Origin of the sequence: Roseovarius sp. MBR-78 (assembly GCF_040547535.1) — a bacterium.
Taxonomy (GTDB): domain Bacteria; phylum Pseudomonadota; class Alphaproteobacteria; order Rhodobacterales; family Rhodobacteraceae; genus Roseovarius.
This window is the reverse complement of record NZ_JBEPPX010000004.1, coordinates 1-14,530: the sequence shown is the minus strand read 5'-3', so window position 1 is coordinate 14,530 and position 14,530 is coordinate 1. Positions and strand designations below refer to the sequence as shown.

Sequence of the window (14,530 nt, the reverse complement as noted above, 5' to 3'; positions counted from 1 at the left end):
CGGCCCTGAGTATTTCTGGAAAGATGAAGCGGGGCGGCCACATGCGGGCCGCCCTTTTTGCTATTCTGCCGCGACCTCTGCTGCCTCGACACGCACGGCCGAGTATTTGAACTCGGGGATCTTGCCGTAGGGATCAAGCGCCGGGTTGGTCAGGATATTCGCCGCCGCCTCGACATAGGCGAAGGGCAGAAACACCATGTCGGGCGAAACCGCCCGGTCGGCGCGCGCCATGACGGTGACCGATCCGCGCTTGGTCGTCAGCCGCACCATGCCGCCCGGCACCACCCCGAGACGGCGCAGGGTCGAGGGGTGCAGCGAGCAATTCGCCTCCGGCTCCACCGCGTCGAGCACGCTGGCGCGCCGCGTCATCGAGCCGGTATGCCAATGCTCCAGCTGCCGTCCGGTGGTCAGCACCATCGGATAATCGGCATCGGGCACATCGTCGGGCGGGATGATCGCGGCGGGGGTGAACCGCGCGCGGCCCTCGGGGCGCGGAAAACCATCGCCAAAGACCACCGCATGGCCGGGATGATCGGGGGCGGGACAGGGATAGGTGACGGCGTTTTCACGCGCGAGCCGCTCCCATGTGATGTTGTCGAGCGAGCGCATATTGTGCTTCATCTCGGCGAAGATATCTGCCGGGCCGTCATAGTGCCAGCCAAGGCCAAGACGGTTGGCGAGCGCCACGGTGATCGCCCAATCCTCGCGCGCCTCGCCCGGCGGCGTGACAGCGGCGCGGCCAATCTGCACCTGACGGTTGGTGTTGGTGACGGTGCCGGATTTCTCGTAAAACGCCGAGGCAGGCAGGATCACATCGGCATAATTGGCCGTCTCGGTCAGGAAGATGTCCTGCACCACCAGATGTTCCAACTTGGCGAGCGCGTCGCGGGCGTGCTCTACATCCGGGTCGGACATCGCCGGGTTTTCGCCGAGGATATACATGCCCCGGATCGCGCCCTCGTGGACCGCATCCATGATCTCAGTCACGGTGAGGCCCTTTTGCGCGCTGAAATCCTCGCTTTGCCAGACCTCGGTAAAGGCGCGGCGCACGGCATCGCTGGTCACCGTCTGGTAATCGGGCAGGAACATCGGCACCAGCCCCGCATCGGACGCGCCCTGCACGTTGTTTTGACCGCGCAGCGGGTGCAGCCCGGTGCCGGGGCGGCCGACATGGCCGCACATCAGCGCCAGTGAAATCAGGCAGCGCGAATTGTCGGTGCCGTGGATATGCTGGCTTATCCCCATTCCCCAGAAGATCATCGCCGATTTCGCGCCCGCAAACTCGCGCGCCACGTCGCGCAGCGTCTCGGCGGGGATGCCACAGAGGGAAGCCATCTTCTCGGGCGGGAATTGCGCCAGATGCGCCTTTTCGGCCTCCCAGTTCTCGGTGAAACCGGCGATATATTGCTGGTCGTAAAGCCCCTCTTCGACGATCACGTTCATGATCGCGTTCAGCATCGCCACGTCCATGCCGGGCTTGAATTGCAGCATATGGGTGGCAAAGCGACGCAACCCCACGCCGCGCGGGTCCATCACGATGAGCTTGCCGCCGCGCTTGGTGAACTGCTTGAAATAGGTGGCGGCAACGGGATGGTTCTCGATCGGGTTGGCCCCGATGACGATGGCCACATCGGCATTCTCGATCTCGTTGAACGTGGCCGTGACCGCACCAGAACCCACATTCTCGATCAAGGCCGCCACCGATGAGGCATGGCAAAGCCGCGTGCAATGATCGACATTGTTATGGCCAAAGCCCTGCCGGATGAGTTTCTGGAAGAGATAGGCCTCTTCATTGGTGCATTTGGCGCTGCCAAAGCCCGCGACCGCCTCGCCGCCGTGGCTGTCCTTAAGCCGCGCCATCCCGCCTGCGGCAAAATCGAGCGCCTCGTCCCACTCCGCCTCGCGGAAAAACGCCTGCCAGTTGCCGGGATCGACGTTGAGGCCCTTGGGCGGAGCATCCTCGCGCCGGATCAGCGGCTTGGTGAGGCGGTGGGGGTGGTGGATATAGTCGAACCCGAACCGCCCCTTGACGCAAAGCCGCCCCTGATTGGCGGGGCCGTTGATCCCCTCGACATATTTGACGCGACCATCCTTGACCTTGAGCGAGACCTGACAGCCGACGCCGCAGAAGGGGCAGAGGCTCTGCACCTCCTCGTCGTAATCTGCGCTGTTTCCCTGCTGCGCGTCATCAAGCACGGTGGCGGGCATCAGCGCGCCGGTGGGGCAGGCCTGCACGCATTCGCCACAGGCAACGCAGGTGCTACTGCCCATCGGATCGGCGAAATCGAACACCGGATAGGCATCGTGCCCGCGTCCTGCCATGCCGATCACATCGTTGACCTGCACCTCGCGGCAGGCGCGCACACACAGGCCGCATTGAATGCAGGCATCAAGATTGACGCGCATCGCCACATGGCTGTCATCGAGGAGCGGGATACGGTCGCGCTCAAGCTTGGGAAAGCGGCTATGGGTGACGCCGTTCACTTCGGCCATGTCCCACAGGTGGCTCGCGGCGTCGTGCGAGACCTCGCGCTCGGGCTGATCGGCGAGCAGCATCTCGACCACCATCTTGCGCGCGCTTTCCGCGCGGGCCGAATTGGTCATCACCACCATGCCATCCTTCGCCTCGCGGATACACGACGCGATCAGCGTGCGCTCCCCCTCGAGCTCGACCATGCAGGCGCGGCAGTTGCCATCGGGGCGATAGCCGGGGGCAGGCTTGTGGCACAGGTGCGGGATCTTGAGGCCTCGGCCATTGGCGACCTCCCATATGGTCTGACCAGCCTCGGCCTCGACCTCACGGCCATCGAGTGTGAATCGGATTGTCTGGGCCATGCCGCGTCTCCCTTGCCTTGCCCGGATATAGACCATGGGTGCGCCGGGCGCGGTCTGTCAATCCCGACACAAGCACGCGGTTTTACGCCACGGGCGCGCCGGGGCGCGGGCCCAAAGAAAAAGCGCGCCGCAGTCTCCTGCGGCGCGCCGATACGCTCACCAAGCTCAGGCGTGGCTCAGTCTGCCGATTCCTCGGCTGTCAGCTCCTCGCCGGTCGCCTGATCGACCATCTTCATCGCAAGGCGCACCTTGCCACGGTCGTCAAAGCCCAGCAGCTTGACCCAGACTTCCTGCCCCTCCTTGAGCACGTCGGACGGGTGGTTCAGGCGGCGGTTCTCGATCTGGCTGACATGCACCAACCCATCGCGCTTGCCGAAGAAGTTCACGAAGGCCCCGAAATCGACGATCTTGACGACGGTGCCCTTGTAGATCTTGCCCTCTTCCGGCTCTGCCACGATCGAATGGATCATGTCATAGGCCTTCTGGATGGCCTCGCCATTGGGCGATGCGATCTTGATGATGCCCTCGTCGTTGATATCGACCTTGGCCCCCGAAACCTCGACGATCTCGCGGATCACCTTGCCGCCCGAGCCAATCACTTCGCGGATCTTGTCGGTGGGGATCTGCATGGTCTCGATGCGCGGCGCGTGGACCGAGAACTCATTGGCCCCGGTCAGCGCCTTGCTCATCTCGCCCAGGATATGCATCCGGCCTTCGCGCGCCTGCGTTAGGGCCTGCTTCATGATCTCGGGCGTGATGCCCGCAACCTTGATATCCATTTGCAGCGAGGTGATGCCCTCGGTCGTGCCTGCCACCTTGAAATCCATGTCGCCGAGGTGATCCTCGTCGCCAAGAATATCCGACAGGATTGCGAACTCGCCGTCTTCCTCAAGCACCAGCCCCATGGCCACACCGGCCACCGAGGTCTTGAGCGGCACGCCCGCATCCATCATCCCCAGCGACGAGCCGCAGACCGTCGCCATCGACGAAGAGCCGTTCGATTCTGTGATCTCCGAGACCAGACGGATCGTGTAGGGGAAATCGGTCGCCGGCGGCAGGACTGCCTGAAGCGCGCGCCAGGCGAGCTTGCCGTGGCCGATTTCACGCCGTCCCGGAGGGCCAACGCGCCCCGCCTCGCCCACCGAATAGGGGGGGAAGTTGTAATGCAGCAGGAAGTTCGATTTGAAATTCCCGTGCAGCGCGTCGACGAACTGCTCGTCATCACCGGTGCCGAGCGTGGTCACCACGAGCGCCTGCGTTTCGCCACGGGTAAAGAGCGCCGAGCCATGCGTGCGCGGCAGGAGGCCGGTTTCGCAAACGATGGGGCGGATCTCGTCCAGACGACGGCCGTCGATGCGGTTGCCGTTCTTGACCACGTCACCGCGCAGCACATCGGATTCGAGCTTTTTCAGCGCGGCACCAAGGTTGGCATCCTCAAGCTGGTCCTCGCTCAGCTGCGCCTTGATCGCGGCCTTGGCGGCGGAAATCGCGTGGGTGCGCTCCTGCTTGTCGCGGATCGCGAAAGCGGCGCGCATCTGCTCTTCCCCGGCAGCTTTGACCGCAGCATAAAGCGCGGAATAATCCGGCGGGGTGAAATCGAACGGCTCTTTGGCGCATTCCTCGGCAAATTCGATGATCAGGTCGCAAACCGGCTTGATCTGCTCATGGGCAAAGGTCACCGCGCCCAGCATCTCATCCTCCGACAGCTCATAAGCCTCGGATTCGACCATCATCACAGCGTCCCGCGTCGCCGCAACCACCAGATCGAGCCGCTGCTCGGGGTTGTTGCGCAGATCGTGCATGTCGTCGATCTCGGGGTTGAGGATGTAGTCGCCATCGACATAACCCACGCGGCAGGCACCAATCGGGCCACGGAACGGCGCGCCCGAAATCGTCAGCGCGGCAGAGGTGGCGATCATCGCGACCATATCCGGGTCGTTGACCAGATCGTGGCTCAGCACGGTGCACATCACCAGCGTTTCATGCTTGAAGCCGGGGACGAAAAGCGGGCGAATGGGCCGGTCGATGAGGCGCGCGGTCAGCGTCTCTTTCTCCGAGGGGCGCGCCTCGCGCTTGAAAAAGCCGCCGGGCACCTTGCCGGCCGCATAGTATTTTTCCTGATAATGGACCGTCAGCGGGAAGAAATCCAATCCCGGCTTGGGTTCCTTGGCAAAGGTCACGTTGGCCATGACCGAGGTCTCGCCCAGCGTGGCGATCACGGAGCCGTCAGCCTGACGGGCGATCTTGCCAGTTTCGAGGGTGAGGGTTTCCTCGCCCCATTGCATCGATTTTTTCGTCTCAGTAAACATCACGTTTCCTAGCTTGGCCACAGCGGGCGTATCCCGCGCGGCCCGTTTCATACGGGGCCCCATGCCCCACGGCCCTTTCGTCTTTGTCCTGCGACACCGGCAAAGGCCGGACCGGGCCGCAATCGGATCATACGAAAACCGCGCCCGTTGGGCGCGGTTTCATGTGTCAGCGGCGGATGCCGAGGCGCTTGATGAGGTCGGTATAGCGTGCCTCTTCCTTGCGCTTGAGGTAATCCAGCAGCTTGCGGCGCTGAGCCACCATCATCAGAAGGCCACGGCGACCGTGGTTGTCCTTCTTGTGGGTCTTGAAATGCTCGGTGAGCGTGGTGATCCGCGAAGTGAGAATGGCAACTTGCACTTCGGGAGAGCCGGTATCGCCCTCCTTGGTCGCGAATTCCTTGATGACACGGGCTTTTTCTTCGACAGTGATCGACATCGGTCTCTCCTTTGGTTCGAGGGTTGCGGGCGCAAGCCGGGATGTCGTCCAGCAAGGTCCGGGCCCGCCACGTCACCGCGCCGGGATTCTCGCGCGTATAAGGGAAAACCCGTTAAAAAGAAAGCGGGAATTGCCCCGTGGCCAACAGCCCCGGATCACGTGTTAGGCAGAACCGGCATCTGCGCCTGCGGCACCAGCGCCACATGATCGAGCGTCAGGCCCGCCGCGTTGGCGATATGCGCGACCTCGACCCCGTCGAGCAGCAGGCGTTGATCGGCGGCATTGGCGGCATCCGGTTCAAGGGTAATCTCCGGTTCCGGCCCGCCCTCGTGATAGAACACCATGAGCATGTCCTGCGCGACCGAGAAATCGAGGATTTCCGCCTGATGGTCACCATCGAGCCAATCGCCCAACATCACCGTATCGGCCCCGCTGCCGGTGGTGACGATATCGCCGCGTCCGGCGATGATCGCATCATCGCCCCCGCCGCCGTTGAGGTAATCGCGGCCGGTGTCGATATCGTCCACGCGCCCGGTCGCGGGATCGTCCACCACCCCGCTAAGCGTATCGCTGCCATGCCCGCCAAAGAGCGTATCCGACCCCATGCCACCGTCAATCCGGTCATCGTCAAGATCACCATGCAGCGCGTCATCGCCCGCCCCGCCGTGAAGCGTGTCATTCCCGGCGCTGCCAACAAGGCTGTCCTCACCCGCGCCGCCCCAGAGCACATCCTCGCCATTATGCCCGAACAGGCGGTCATCGCCCGCCTCGCCGTATAGGGTATCGTTCCCGTCTTCGCCGTGGATTGTATCCTCGCCCGCATCCCCATGCAGCGCATCCGCATCATCCCCCCCGCGGATCTCGTCATCGCCATCGCCGCCGGTGATCGTATCCTCGCCGCCGCGCCCGCCAATCATCTCGCGGGCCTCGGTGCCGGTAATGGTTTCGGTCTCTTCGCCACCATCGACGATCTGCCACCCGCCCTGCGCGTCCGGAGCCTGCATCTCGCTATTTGCCGAGATGTCAGGATCGGCGTCGTCGGTCGCGGTTTCGCCCTCCAAAGACCCGGTATCGGCATCGTCAACGGTGATACCGACCTCGGACAGCCCCAGCGCCGCGCTCAGCAGGTCAGGGCCATTATCATCAGCCGTCTCCGCATCATCGTCTGCCATGTCGGTCGATGGATCGTCATCGCCGCCGCTCAGCCCGACAAAGGACGACGCACCGATGGCCGCAATCCCGAGAAGACTCGCAAAAAACAACATGGCAATACCCTGCGCGACATCAACGTATCATGCCACGCGCCGCAGCCAGGGGACAACATATTGTTGCATCCGTGGTTAACGCATGGCCGTGTCGGCCTGCCGCCCCCTTGGCCGCACCTCGTATCCCGGCTCCTCGGGTTCGTCATCGACCATTTCCGCCGGAAATCCAGGGGCGGTGATGTCAAGCCCGGTAGCCTCTTCAAGCCGCCGGATGATATCGTCGGATTGCGCCCGCGCACCGTAACGCGCCATCCCGTCGCGAAAAATCCCGATCATCAGCGGCGAGATTTCCAGCGGCACCCCGGCACGTTCGGCGATGGTCTGAAAGAGGCCGATATCCTTCATCACCAGGTCCATGGTGAAACTGATGTCGCGCGAGCCGTTGAGGATCACCTGGCTCTCGGTCTCGTGGACAAAGGAGGTGCCGGAACTGATGCGGATCGCCTCGTAGGTGGTGGCAAGGTCCATCCCCGCCGCCTTCATCGTCACCAACGCCTCGCAGAGCGACAGCAGGTTGGCGGTGGCGAGATAGTTGGTCATCACCTTCAGCACCGAGGCACTGCCCAGCTCGCCGGTATGCAGCACCCGCCGCCCCAGCGTCGTGAGCAGCGGCAGGATGCGCTCGAACGTGGCCCGGTCGCAGCCCGCAAAGATCGAGATATTGCCGGTCGCGGCCCTATGGCACCCGCCCGAGACCGGGCAATCCACCGCCGCGCCCCCGCGCGCGACCACCTCTGCCCCGAGCCTGCGAATCTCCGCCTCGTCGGTGGTGGACATTTCCAGCCAGATCTTGCCGGGGCCGACTTCGGGAAGCATCTCCTCCATCACCGCCGCACTCGCCGCCGGAGAGGGCAGGCAGGTGATGACCACCTCGCAGTCACGCATGATCTGCGCCGGGCCCTCGCCCGCGACCGCGCCGCGCGCGGCAAAGCCGTCGCGCAACTCGCGGTTCAGGTCGTGAACCGTGAGATTGTGACCATTGCGCAAGAGGCTTCCCGCCAGTTTGCCCCCGACATTTCCAAGCCCGATGAATCCAATCCGCATCTGCCCCTCCCGGCACCAGGTGATGCGCCAGCCTTTCGCGATTCGGCCGTGAAAATCAAAGGAGAAATTTCATAAGGACGCTCAGCGAAGCCGCAACGTGTCGCCCGGTTCCAGCCGCGGCTCCAGCGCGATACGCACCTGCTCACGCGCCTCGGGGCTTCCCGCCTGCGTGGCAATGATCCCGGCCGCGCGGCGCCCGATTTCGAGGCGGCAGGCATCCATCGTGGCAAGCCTGCGCGGCAGACCGTCGAGCAACTCGACCCCGTTGAACCCGGCAAGCCCGATGGTTCCGGGAATGTCCAATCCCTGTTCGAGCAGGTAGAGCAGCCCCCCTGCCCCTATCATATCATTGGAATAATAGAGAAAATCGAGGTCCGGCGTGCGGCGCAGCATTTCGGCGGTCATCTCGCGCCCCTTGGCCAGCGCCGATCCGCCGGAATAGAATTCCTGATCGGCCATCTCGATTCCGCCCTTGGCCAGCGCGGCGGTAAACCCCTCGAAGCGTTTGCGCGCGCGATGATCGAGTGGCATTTTCGTGCCCATGAAGCCGATCCGCCGATAGCCCGCCCGGATGATCGCCTGCGCCATCTGCTGCCCGGCGCGGCGGTGCGAAATCCCCACCACCGAATCGACCGGCGTGCCGTCCACATCCATGATCTCGACCACCGGGATGCCCGACGCGGCCAGCATGGCGCGGCTTGCATCCGAATGTTCCAGCCCCGCGATAATCACCCCGGCAGGCCGCCATGACAGCATTTCATATAGAACTTTTTCTTCCTTTTCCGGGCGATAGCCTGTCAGCCCCACCACCGGCTGAAGCCCGGTTTCATCCAGAACCCCGGTGATACCGGTCATCACCTCGGGAAACACCATGTTGGACATGGACGGGATGATGACCGCCACGAGATTGACCCGCTGGCTCGCCAGCGCGCCGGCGATCTTGTTGGGCACATAGCCCAGCCGCCGCGCCGCCTCGAGAACGCGCAGGCGCGTCCCCTCCGACACGTCGCGCTTGTTGCGCAGCACGCGGCTTACGGTCATTTCCGACACGCCCGCCGCCTCGGAGACGTCGCGCAGGGTCAGCGGGTGGCGGTTGGGTGATGTCAAGAACGTGATCCAAAAAGGAAATCCTGATCCATTGATAACGCAGACCCGCCCGCACGATCAAGCGCCGCCGCCCAAAGCCCCGCGCCCGGCTCGCGAAAACGGCGATGACAAACCCCATCAAAGCCGCTAGACCACCCGCGCGCGGCCCCGTGGCTCAACTGGATAGAGCAGCCCCCTCCTAAGGGGCAGGTTGCAGGTTCGAATCCTGCCGGGGTCACCATAAACGCTTGTGGCGGCGCGTGACGGACGGATGACGGCCACGCAAATCATGCGCCATCGCGCCCCTTGTCGTCGCCCCGTAGCCGGCTTATCTTGCCTCTTGCAGCACCGGCCCACGTGCCGTGCCTGCTGCGCCCGAGGGCTCATCGCCCTGACCCTGTCAGGCCCCCTGATCCCCTGAGCACGGCCCGGTCCGGCATTCCGCCCGACCGGGGCTTTCAGGAGCAGATCCCATGTCCAAAGGTAAAAGCCAGAGCAACCGCGAGGCCAAGAAACCCAAGAAGGAAAAGCCCAAGGTCCTTGCCACCGCGAATTCCAACAGTGGCAAGACCGCCCCCGTGATCGCGGGCAAATCGGTCAAGTGACCCCGGCCATCGCGCGCAGGGCAGCATTGGCCCTGTGCGCTGCCTGCCCTCCGGGGCGTGTTGCGTCACCGTTTTATCTGCCCGGCTTAAGGCGATGTTAACCGCCGCACGGTTACGCTTGGCCGATGCGGTGGTTTGCGCCTTTTCTCCTGCTGGCTCTGGGTGCCTGCGCGCAGCCCGGCCCCGCCTTTTACGGCGTGGCCCCGGTACCGGTCACGGTCGGCCAGAGCAGGTTTGACGTGCGCATTGTCGGGCGGCACGCGCAGGCGATCCGTCTGAGCCGGGAATGGGCCCCGCGCACGGCGTCGGTCGCGCCGCGCGCGGCTGCGGCCATCGCGGCGGCAAGCGGTTGCGATGTGCCCCGGCTCTGGGGCGATCAGGCGATGATCGAGGCGCTGCTTGTCTGCGGGCCGGATGCGTCCCGGCGGCGCGGCACCGCGCGCGCCTATGAGTGCCGCACCGTGCCCACCCACCGGCGGTGGACGGAGCTGGCCTGCCGCCCGCGCGGGGGAGCTACGACAGGTATTTTTCCATGAAAACCGAGCTGGGCGCATCCGGGTAATCGCCGAACGGCCCGCGCCGCACAAAGCCGTGGCGCGCATAGAGCCGCAGGGCGGCCTCCAGCCGGTCGCCGGTTTCAAGCCGCAGGCACGGGAGCGCCTGCGCCCGCGCCTCGGCCTCGATCCGGGCCAAGAGCGCCTCGGCCACGCCCTGCCCGCGCGCCGCCCCGTCCACGAACATGGATTTCACCTCGCCATAGCCATCGCAAAGCGCGAGCGCGCCTGTGCCGACCGTCTCGCCCTCCCGCAGCGCCACGAAAAACCGGATATCGGGGGCCGCGAGCGCGCCCGGATCGAGACAGAAATTCTCCTCGGGCGGGAACAGCGCGCGCATGAGATCATGCGATTGCCGCAAGAGCGCCGCCGCGCCCGGATCACGCGGGTCGCCAGGGGCTATGACAAGGCCGGGTGCGGTGTGCATGGCATCGGGATACGCCGCCCCCGCCCGGCGCGCAAGCCGCCTGACGGCGGGATCGCGCCCAATATCGTGTGGATAACTCGCCCCATCTCCCCATATCCTGTGTTTCAATATTGACAGCCGCCCCCCTGGGCCAGCACAATTCCCCATCATCGGACCCAATCACCCCGAGGGCGGGCGCGCGTGCAGTTCTCACGGCTCAGACTGACCGGCTTCAAGAGCTTCGTCGATCCCACCGATCTGGTGATCGCCGAGGGGCTGACCGGCGTTGTCGGCCCCAATGGCTGTGGCAAGTCCAACCTCCTGGAGGCGTTGCGCTGGGTGATGGGCGAGAACCGCGCCAAGGCGATGCGCGGCGATGGCATGGAGGACGTGATCTTTGCCGGCTCCGCCAGCCGCCCGGCGCGCAATTTCGCCGAGGTGGTGATCCATCTCGACAATTCCGAGCGGCTCGCGCCCGCCGGGTTCAACGAGACCGACCATCTCGAGATCACCCGCCGGATCACCCGCGACGTGGGCAGCGCATACAAGCTCAACGGCAAGGAACTGCGCGCGCGCGATGTGCAGATGCTCTTTGCCGATGCCTCGACCGGGGCGCATTCGCCCGCGCTGGTGCGGCAGGGGCAGATATCCGAGCTTATCAACGCGCGGCCCAAGTCGCGGCGGCGTGTCCTTGAAGAGGCGGCGGGGATTTCCGGCCTCTACCAGCGCCGCCACGAGGCAGAGCTGAAACTGCGCGGCGCAGAGGCGAACCTGACCCGCGTCGATGACGTGATCGAGCAATTGGCCAGCCAGATCGCGCAATTGACCCGGCAGGCGCGGCAGGCGGCACGCTATCGCCAGATCGGCGAGGAATTGCGCCGCGCCGAGGGGCTGTTGCTGTGGCGGCGCTGGGCCGAGGCCGACGAGACCCGCGCCGGGGCCGAGACCGCGCTGCGTGAGCACACCCTTGACGCCGCCCGCGCCGAGCGCGCCGCCCGCGAGGCGGCACGGCTGCGCGCCGAGGCCGACGCGGCGGTGCCCCCCGCCCGCGAGGAAGAGGCCATCGCCGCCGCCATTCTCCAGCGTCTGGCGGTGCAGCGCGACACGCTGGCGCAACAGGAAAGCGCCGCGCGCGCCGAGATCGCCACGCTCGAGGCACGCATCGCGCAGCTTGACCGCGACATGGAGCGCGAGGCCGGGCTGAACCGCGATGCCCATGACACCATCGCGCGACTGGATTGGGAGGCGGCAGAGCTTGCCAAGGCGTCTCAGGGCCAGGACGCACGCCTGGAGGCGGCAACCGCAGAGGCGGCGGAGGCGGCGCGTATCCTTGAGGCGCGCGAGGCCGATCTGAGCCAGATGACCGAGGATATGGCGCGGCTGTCGGCGCGCCACCAATCCGCGCAACGCCTGATTGACGACAATCGCAAGACGCTTCTACGCAGCGAGGCCGAGGCAGAGCGCGCCCGCGCCGCGCGCGCGCAGGCCCGCGACGCAGAGCAGGGCGCCGGGGCCGCCCAAGTAGCGGCAGAGCAGGCCGAAGCCCGTGCCGTGGAGCGCGCGCAGGCGGCAGAGGCCGCGCTTGTCGCCGCCGACGAGGCCCGCGCCGAGGCCCAGAGCCGCGAGGCGGAGGCGCGCGCCGCCCGCTCCGAGGCCGAGGGCGAATTGGGCGCGCTGCGCGCCGAAGCCGCGGCGCTGGCACGGTTGGTGGAGCGCGATACCGCCGAGGGCGGGCAGATCATGGACGCGTTGCAGGTGGCTCCCGGTTACGAGAAGGCGCTGGGGGCCGCGCTGGCCGATGATCTGCGCGCGCCCGAGGTGGCGGCGGACGGGCCGTCGGGCTGGTGCGACCTGCCCTTCTATCCCGCGCCGCAGCCGCTCCCCGAGGGGGTGGCGGCGCTCGGCGCTCATGTCACGGTCCCGGCGGTGCTGGCGCGGCGGATGGCGCAGATCGGCCTTGTCGAGCCGGAGGATGGCCCGCGTCTTCAACCGCTGCTGAGGCCGGGGCAACGGCTGGTCAGCCGCGAGGGCGATCTGTGGCGCTGGGACGGGTTCCGCACATGGGCCGAGGATGCGCCCTCGGCGGCGGCGCTGCGGCTGGAACAGCTCAACCGGCTGGAAGAGCTCAAGCAACAGCTAGAGCGGGCAGAGGCGCGGGCCGATGGCGCGTTGCGCGCGCACGAGGCGCTGCGCGCCGATCTCGCCGCGCGCACCGAAGAGGATCGCGCCGCGCGCGAGGCCCGCCGCGCCGCCGATGCCGCCCTGACCGAGACGAGCCGCGCGCTAAGCCGCGCCGAGGCCGACCGCAGCCTTGCCGCCTCGCGCAACGAATCGCTGGGCCTTGCCGTCGCGCGTCACGAGGAAGAGGCCGAGGCCGCGCGCGCCGCGCTGGCGCAGGCCGAGGCTGCGCTGGCGGGGTTGGCAGACCTGGCCTCGGCGCGGGCCGGGCTTGAGGATATCAAGACCGCCGTCGAGGCCGCGCGCATCGCCATGATGACGCGGCGTTCGGCGGCGGATGAATTGCGCCGCGAGGGCGAGCGGCGCACGGTGCGCCGACAGGAAATCGCCCGCGAGGCGAGCGGATGGCGGCACCGGCTGGAGACCGCAGAGACCCGTGCCGCCGAGCTTGCCGAGCGCAAGGCCACGTCGGAGCAGGAGTTGGCCGAGGCGCGGGCCACGCCCGAGATGCTGGTGGCCAAGCGCGCCGACCTGGCCGGGGAGATCACCCGCGCCGAGGCGCGCCGCGCTGCCGCCGCCGATGCGCTCTCTGCCACCGAGGGGGCAGCGCGGCAGGCCGCCACGGATGAGCGCGACGCCGAGCGCCACGCCTCCGAGGCGCGCGAGGCCCGCGCCCGCGCCGAGGCGCGGCGCGACGGCGCGCGCGAGGCCTGCGAGCAGGCCGCCGAGCGGATCATGGAGGCGCTTGGCCTGACACCCGAGGCGTTGCGCGACACACTCGGGGTTGACCCGGCGGCGATGCCGGCCCCGGACGCGATCGAGGCCGATGTGGCCCGGCTAAAGCGTCAGCGCGAGGCGCTTGGCGCGGTCAACCTGCGCGCCGAGGAAGACGCCGCCGAGGTCGAGACCGAACACGCCTCGCTCAGCGCGGAAAAGGCCGATCTGGAGGCGGCGATCAAGACGCTGCGCAACGGGATCGCGAGCCTCAACCGCGAGGGGCGCGAGCGGCTCTTGACCGCGTTCGAGCAGGTGAACTCGAATTTCACCCTGCTGTTTCGCCACCTCTTTGGCGGCGGCGAGGCCAACCTGGTGCTGGTCGAGAGCGACGATCCGTTGGAGGCGGGCCTCGAGATCATGTGCCAGCCGCCGGGCAAGAAGCTCTCGACGCTGTCGCTTTTGTCGGGGGGCGAGCAGACGCTGACCGCGCTGGCGCTGATTTTCGCGGTGTTCCTGGCCAATCCCGCGCCGATCTGCGTGCTGGATGAGGTGGATGCGCCGCTTGACGATGCCAATGTCACGCGGTTCTGCGACCTCTTGGATGAAATGTGCCGCCGCACCGCGACGCGGTTTCTCATCATCACCCATCACGCGGTGACGATGAGCAGGATGGACCGTCTTTTCGGCGTGACGATGGCCGAGCAAGGGGTGAGCCAGCTTGTCTCGGTCGATCTCAAGAAGGCGGAAGCGATGGTGGCATAAGTTGCGCGGCCTCAGCCTGTTCGCGGTTCTTCGTCCCGCTCCAAATCATTGATTTCGAATGTTTCAGGGCATGGTGGCCGATGAAGATCCGGCCTTCCATGCGGCGCAATGCGGGGTGGTAGGCGTGGTGACGGGCGTGGAGGGGGCATTGGCTATGATGCGATGAGCCGCGCGAGGGCCCGACCGCGGGTGGGCGCTACAACATCTGTGGTATGCGCTTTATGGCGGCCAAATACTGCAACGATTGCGCGGAAGTGCAACGTCGCAGAAGCGCCCGCCCGGGGGGCGGTCGGGCGCTCGCGCGGCGGGCTTCGCCCTTGTGTCTGGAGATTG

Annotated in this window: 10 protein-coding genes and 1 tRNA gene; 4 read left to right on the top strand and 7 right to left on the bottom strand. The window is 66.3% G+C overall.

All coding sequences use genetic code 11. The annotated features are described in order from the left end of the window. Positions 1-60: 60 nt before the first annotated feature. The 6 genes from fdhF to ABIE58_RS04100 form a co-directional block, all read right to left on the bottom strand. Entirely contained in the window at positions 61-2,835 is a 2,775-nt protein-coding gene (fdhF, locus tag ABIE58_RS04125) for a formate dehydrogenase subunit alpha (protein WP_354543422.1), read from the bottom strand. Between the two features lie 176 nt (positions 2,836-3,011). After that, positions 3,012-5,144 (bottom strand): polyribonucleotide nucleotidyltransferase, encoded by a 2,133-nt coding sequence (pnp, locus tag ABIE58_RS04120; protein ID WP_354543421.1) that lies wholly within the window; start codon positions 5,142-5,144, stop codon positions 3,012-3,014. 166 nt (positions 5,145-5,310) lie between these two features. Beyond that, positions 5,311-5,580 (bottom strand): 30S ribosomal protein S15, encoded by a 270-nt coding sequence (gene rpsO, locus ABIE58_RS04115; RefSeq protein ID WP_354538684.1) that lies wholly within the window; start codon positions 5,578-5,580, stop codon positions 5,311-5,313. A gap of 155 nt (positions 5,581-5,735) precedes the next feature. Beyond that, the gene (locus ABIE58_RS04110; protein ID WP_354543420.1) at positions 5,736-6,845 is read right to left on the bottom strand and encodes a calcium-binding protein; all 1,110 of its coding nucleotides are present in this window, start codon (positions 6,843-6,845) and stop codon (positions 5,736-5,738) included. Between the two features lie 75 nt (positions 6,846-6,920). Next, positions 6,921-7,889 carry an NAD(P)-dependent oxidoreductase gene (locus ABIE58_RS04105; protein WP_354543419.1) on the bottom strand — a complete coding sequence of 323 codons (969 nt, stop codon included), beginning with the start codon at positions 7,887-7,889 and terminating at the stop codon, positions 6,921-6,923. A gap of 81 nt (positions 7,890-7,970) precedes the next feature. Continuing rightward, entirely contained in the window at positions 7,971-8,996 is a 1,026-nt protein-coding gene (locus ABIE58_RS04100; RefSeq protein ID WP_354543418.1) for a LacI family DNA-binding transcriptional regulator, read from the bottom strand. A 143-nt stretch (positions 8,997-9,139) separates the two neighbouring features. On the opposite strand from ABIE58_RS04100, the gene ABIE58_RS04095 reads away from it, so the two are divergent. The 3 genes from ABIE58_RS04095 to ABIE58_RS04085 all read left to right on the top strand — a co-directional run bounded on the left by ABIE58_RS04095 (position 9,140) and on the right by ABIE58_RS04085 (position 10,116). Continuing rightward, a tRNA-Arg gene (locus tag ABIE58_RS04095) sits at positions 9,140-9,216 on the top strand. Between the two features lie 232 nt (positions 9,217-9,448). Continuing rightward, a complete protein-coding gene (locus ABIE58_RS04090; protein WP_354543417.1) occupies positions 9,449-9,580 on the top strand; it encodes a hypothetical protein in 132 nt (43 codons plus the stop codon). Positions 9,581-9,705: 125 nt separating this feature from the next. Beyond that, positions 9,706-10,116: a hypothetical protein gene (locus ABIE58_RS04085; RefSeq protein ID WP_354543416.1), complete on the top strand. Its 411-nt coding sequence runs from the start codon at positions 9,706-9,708 to the stop codon at positions 10,114-10,116. Here the strand turns inward: ABIE58_RS04085 and ABIE58_RS04080 are convergent. Beyond that, the gene (locus tag ABIE58_RS04080; RefSeq protein WP_354543415.1) at positions 10,094-10,561 is read right to left on the bottom strand and encodes a GNAT family N-acetyltransferase; all 468 of its coding nucleotides are present in this window, start codon (positions 10,559-10,561) and stop codon (positions 10,094-10,096) included. The genes ABIE58_RS04085 and ABIE58_RS04080 overlap by 23 nt on opposite strands. Before the next feature lie 180 nt (positions 10,562-10,741). On the opposite strand from ABIE58_RS04080, the gene ABIE58_RS04075 reads away from it, so the two are divergent. Next, positions 10,742-14,197 carry a chromosome segregation SMC family protein gene (locus ABIE58_RS04075; protein ID WP_354543414.1) on the top strand — a complete coding sequence of 1,152 codons (3,456 nt, stop codon included), beginning with the start codon at positions 10,742-10,744 and terminating at the stop codon, positions 14,195-14,197. Positions 14,198-14,530 lie beyond the last annotated feature (333 nt).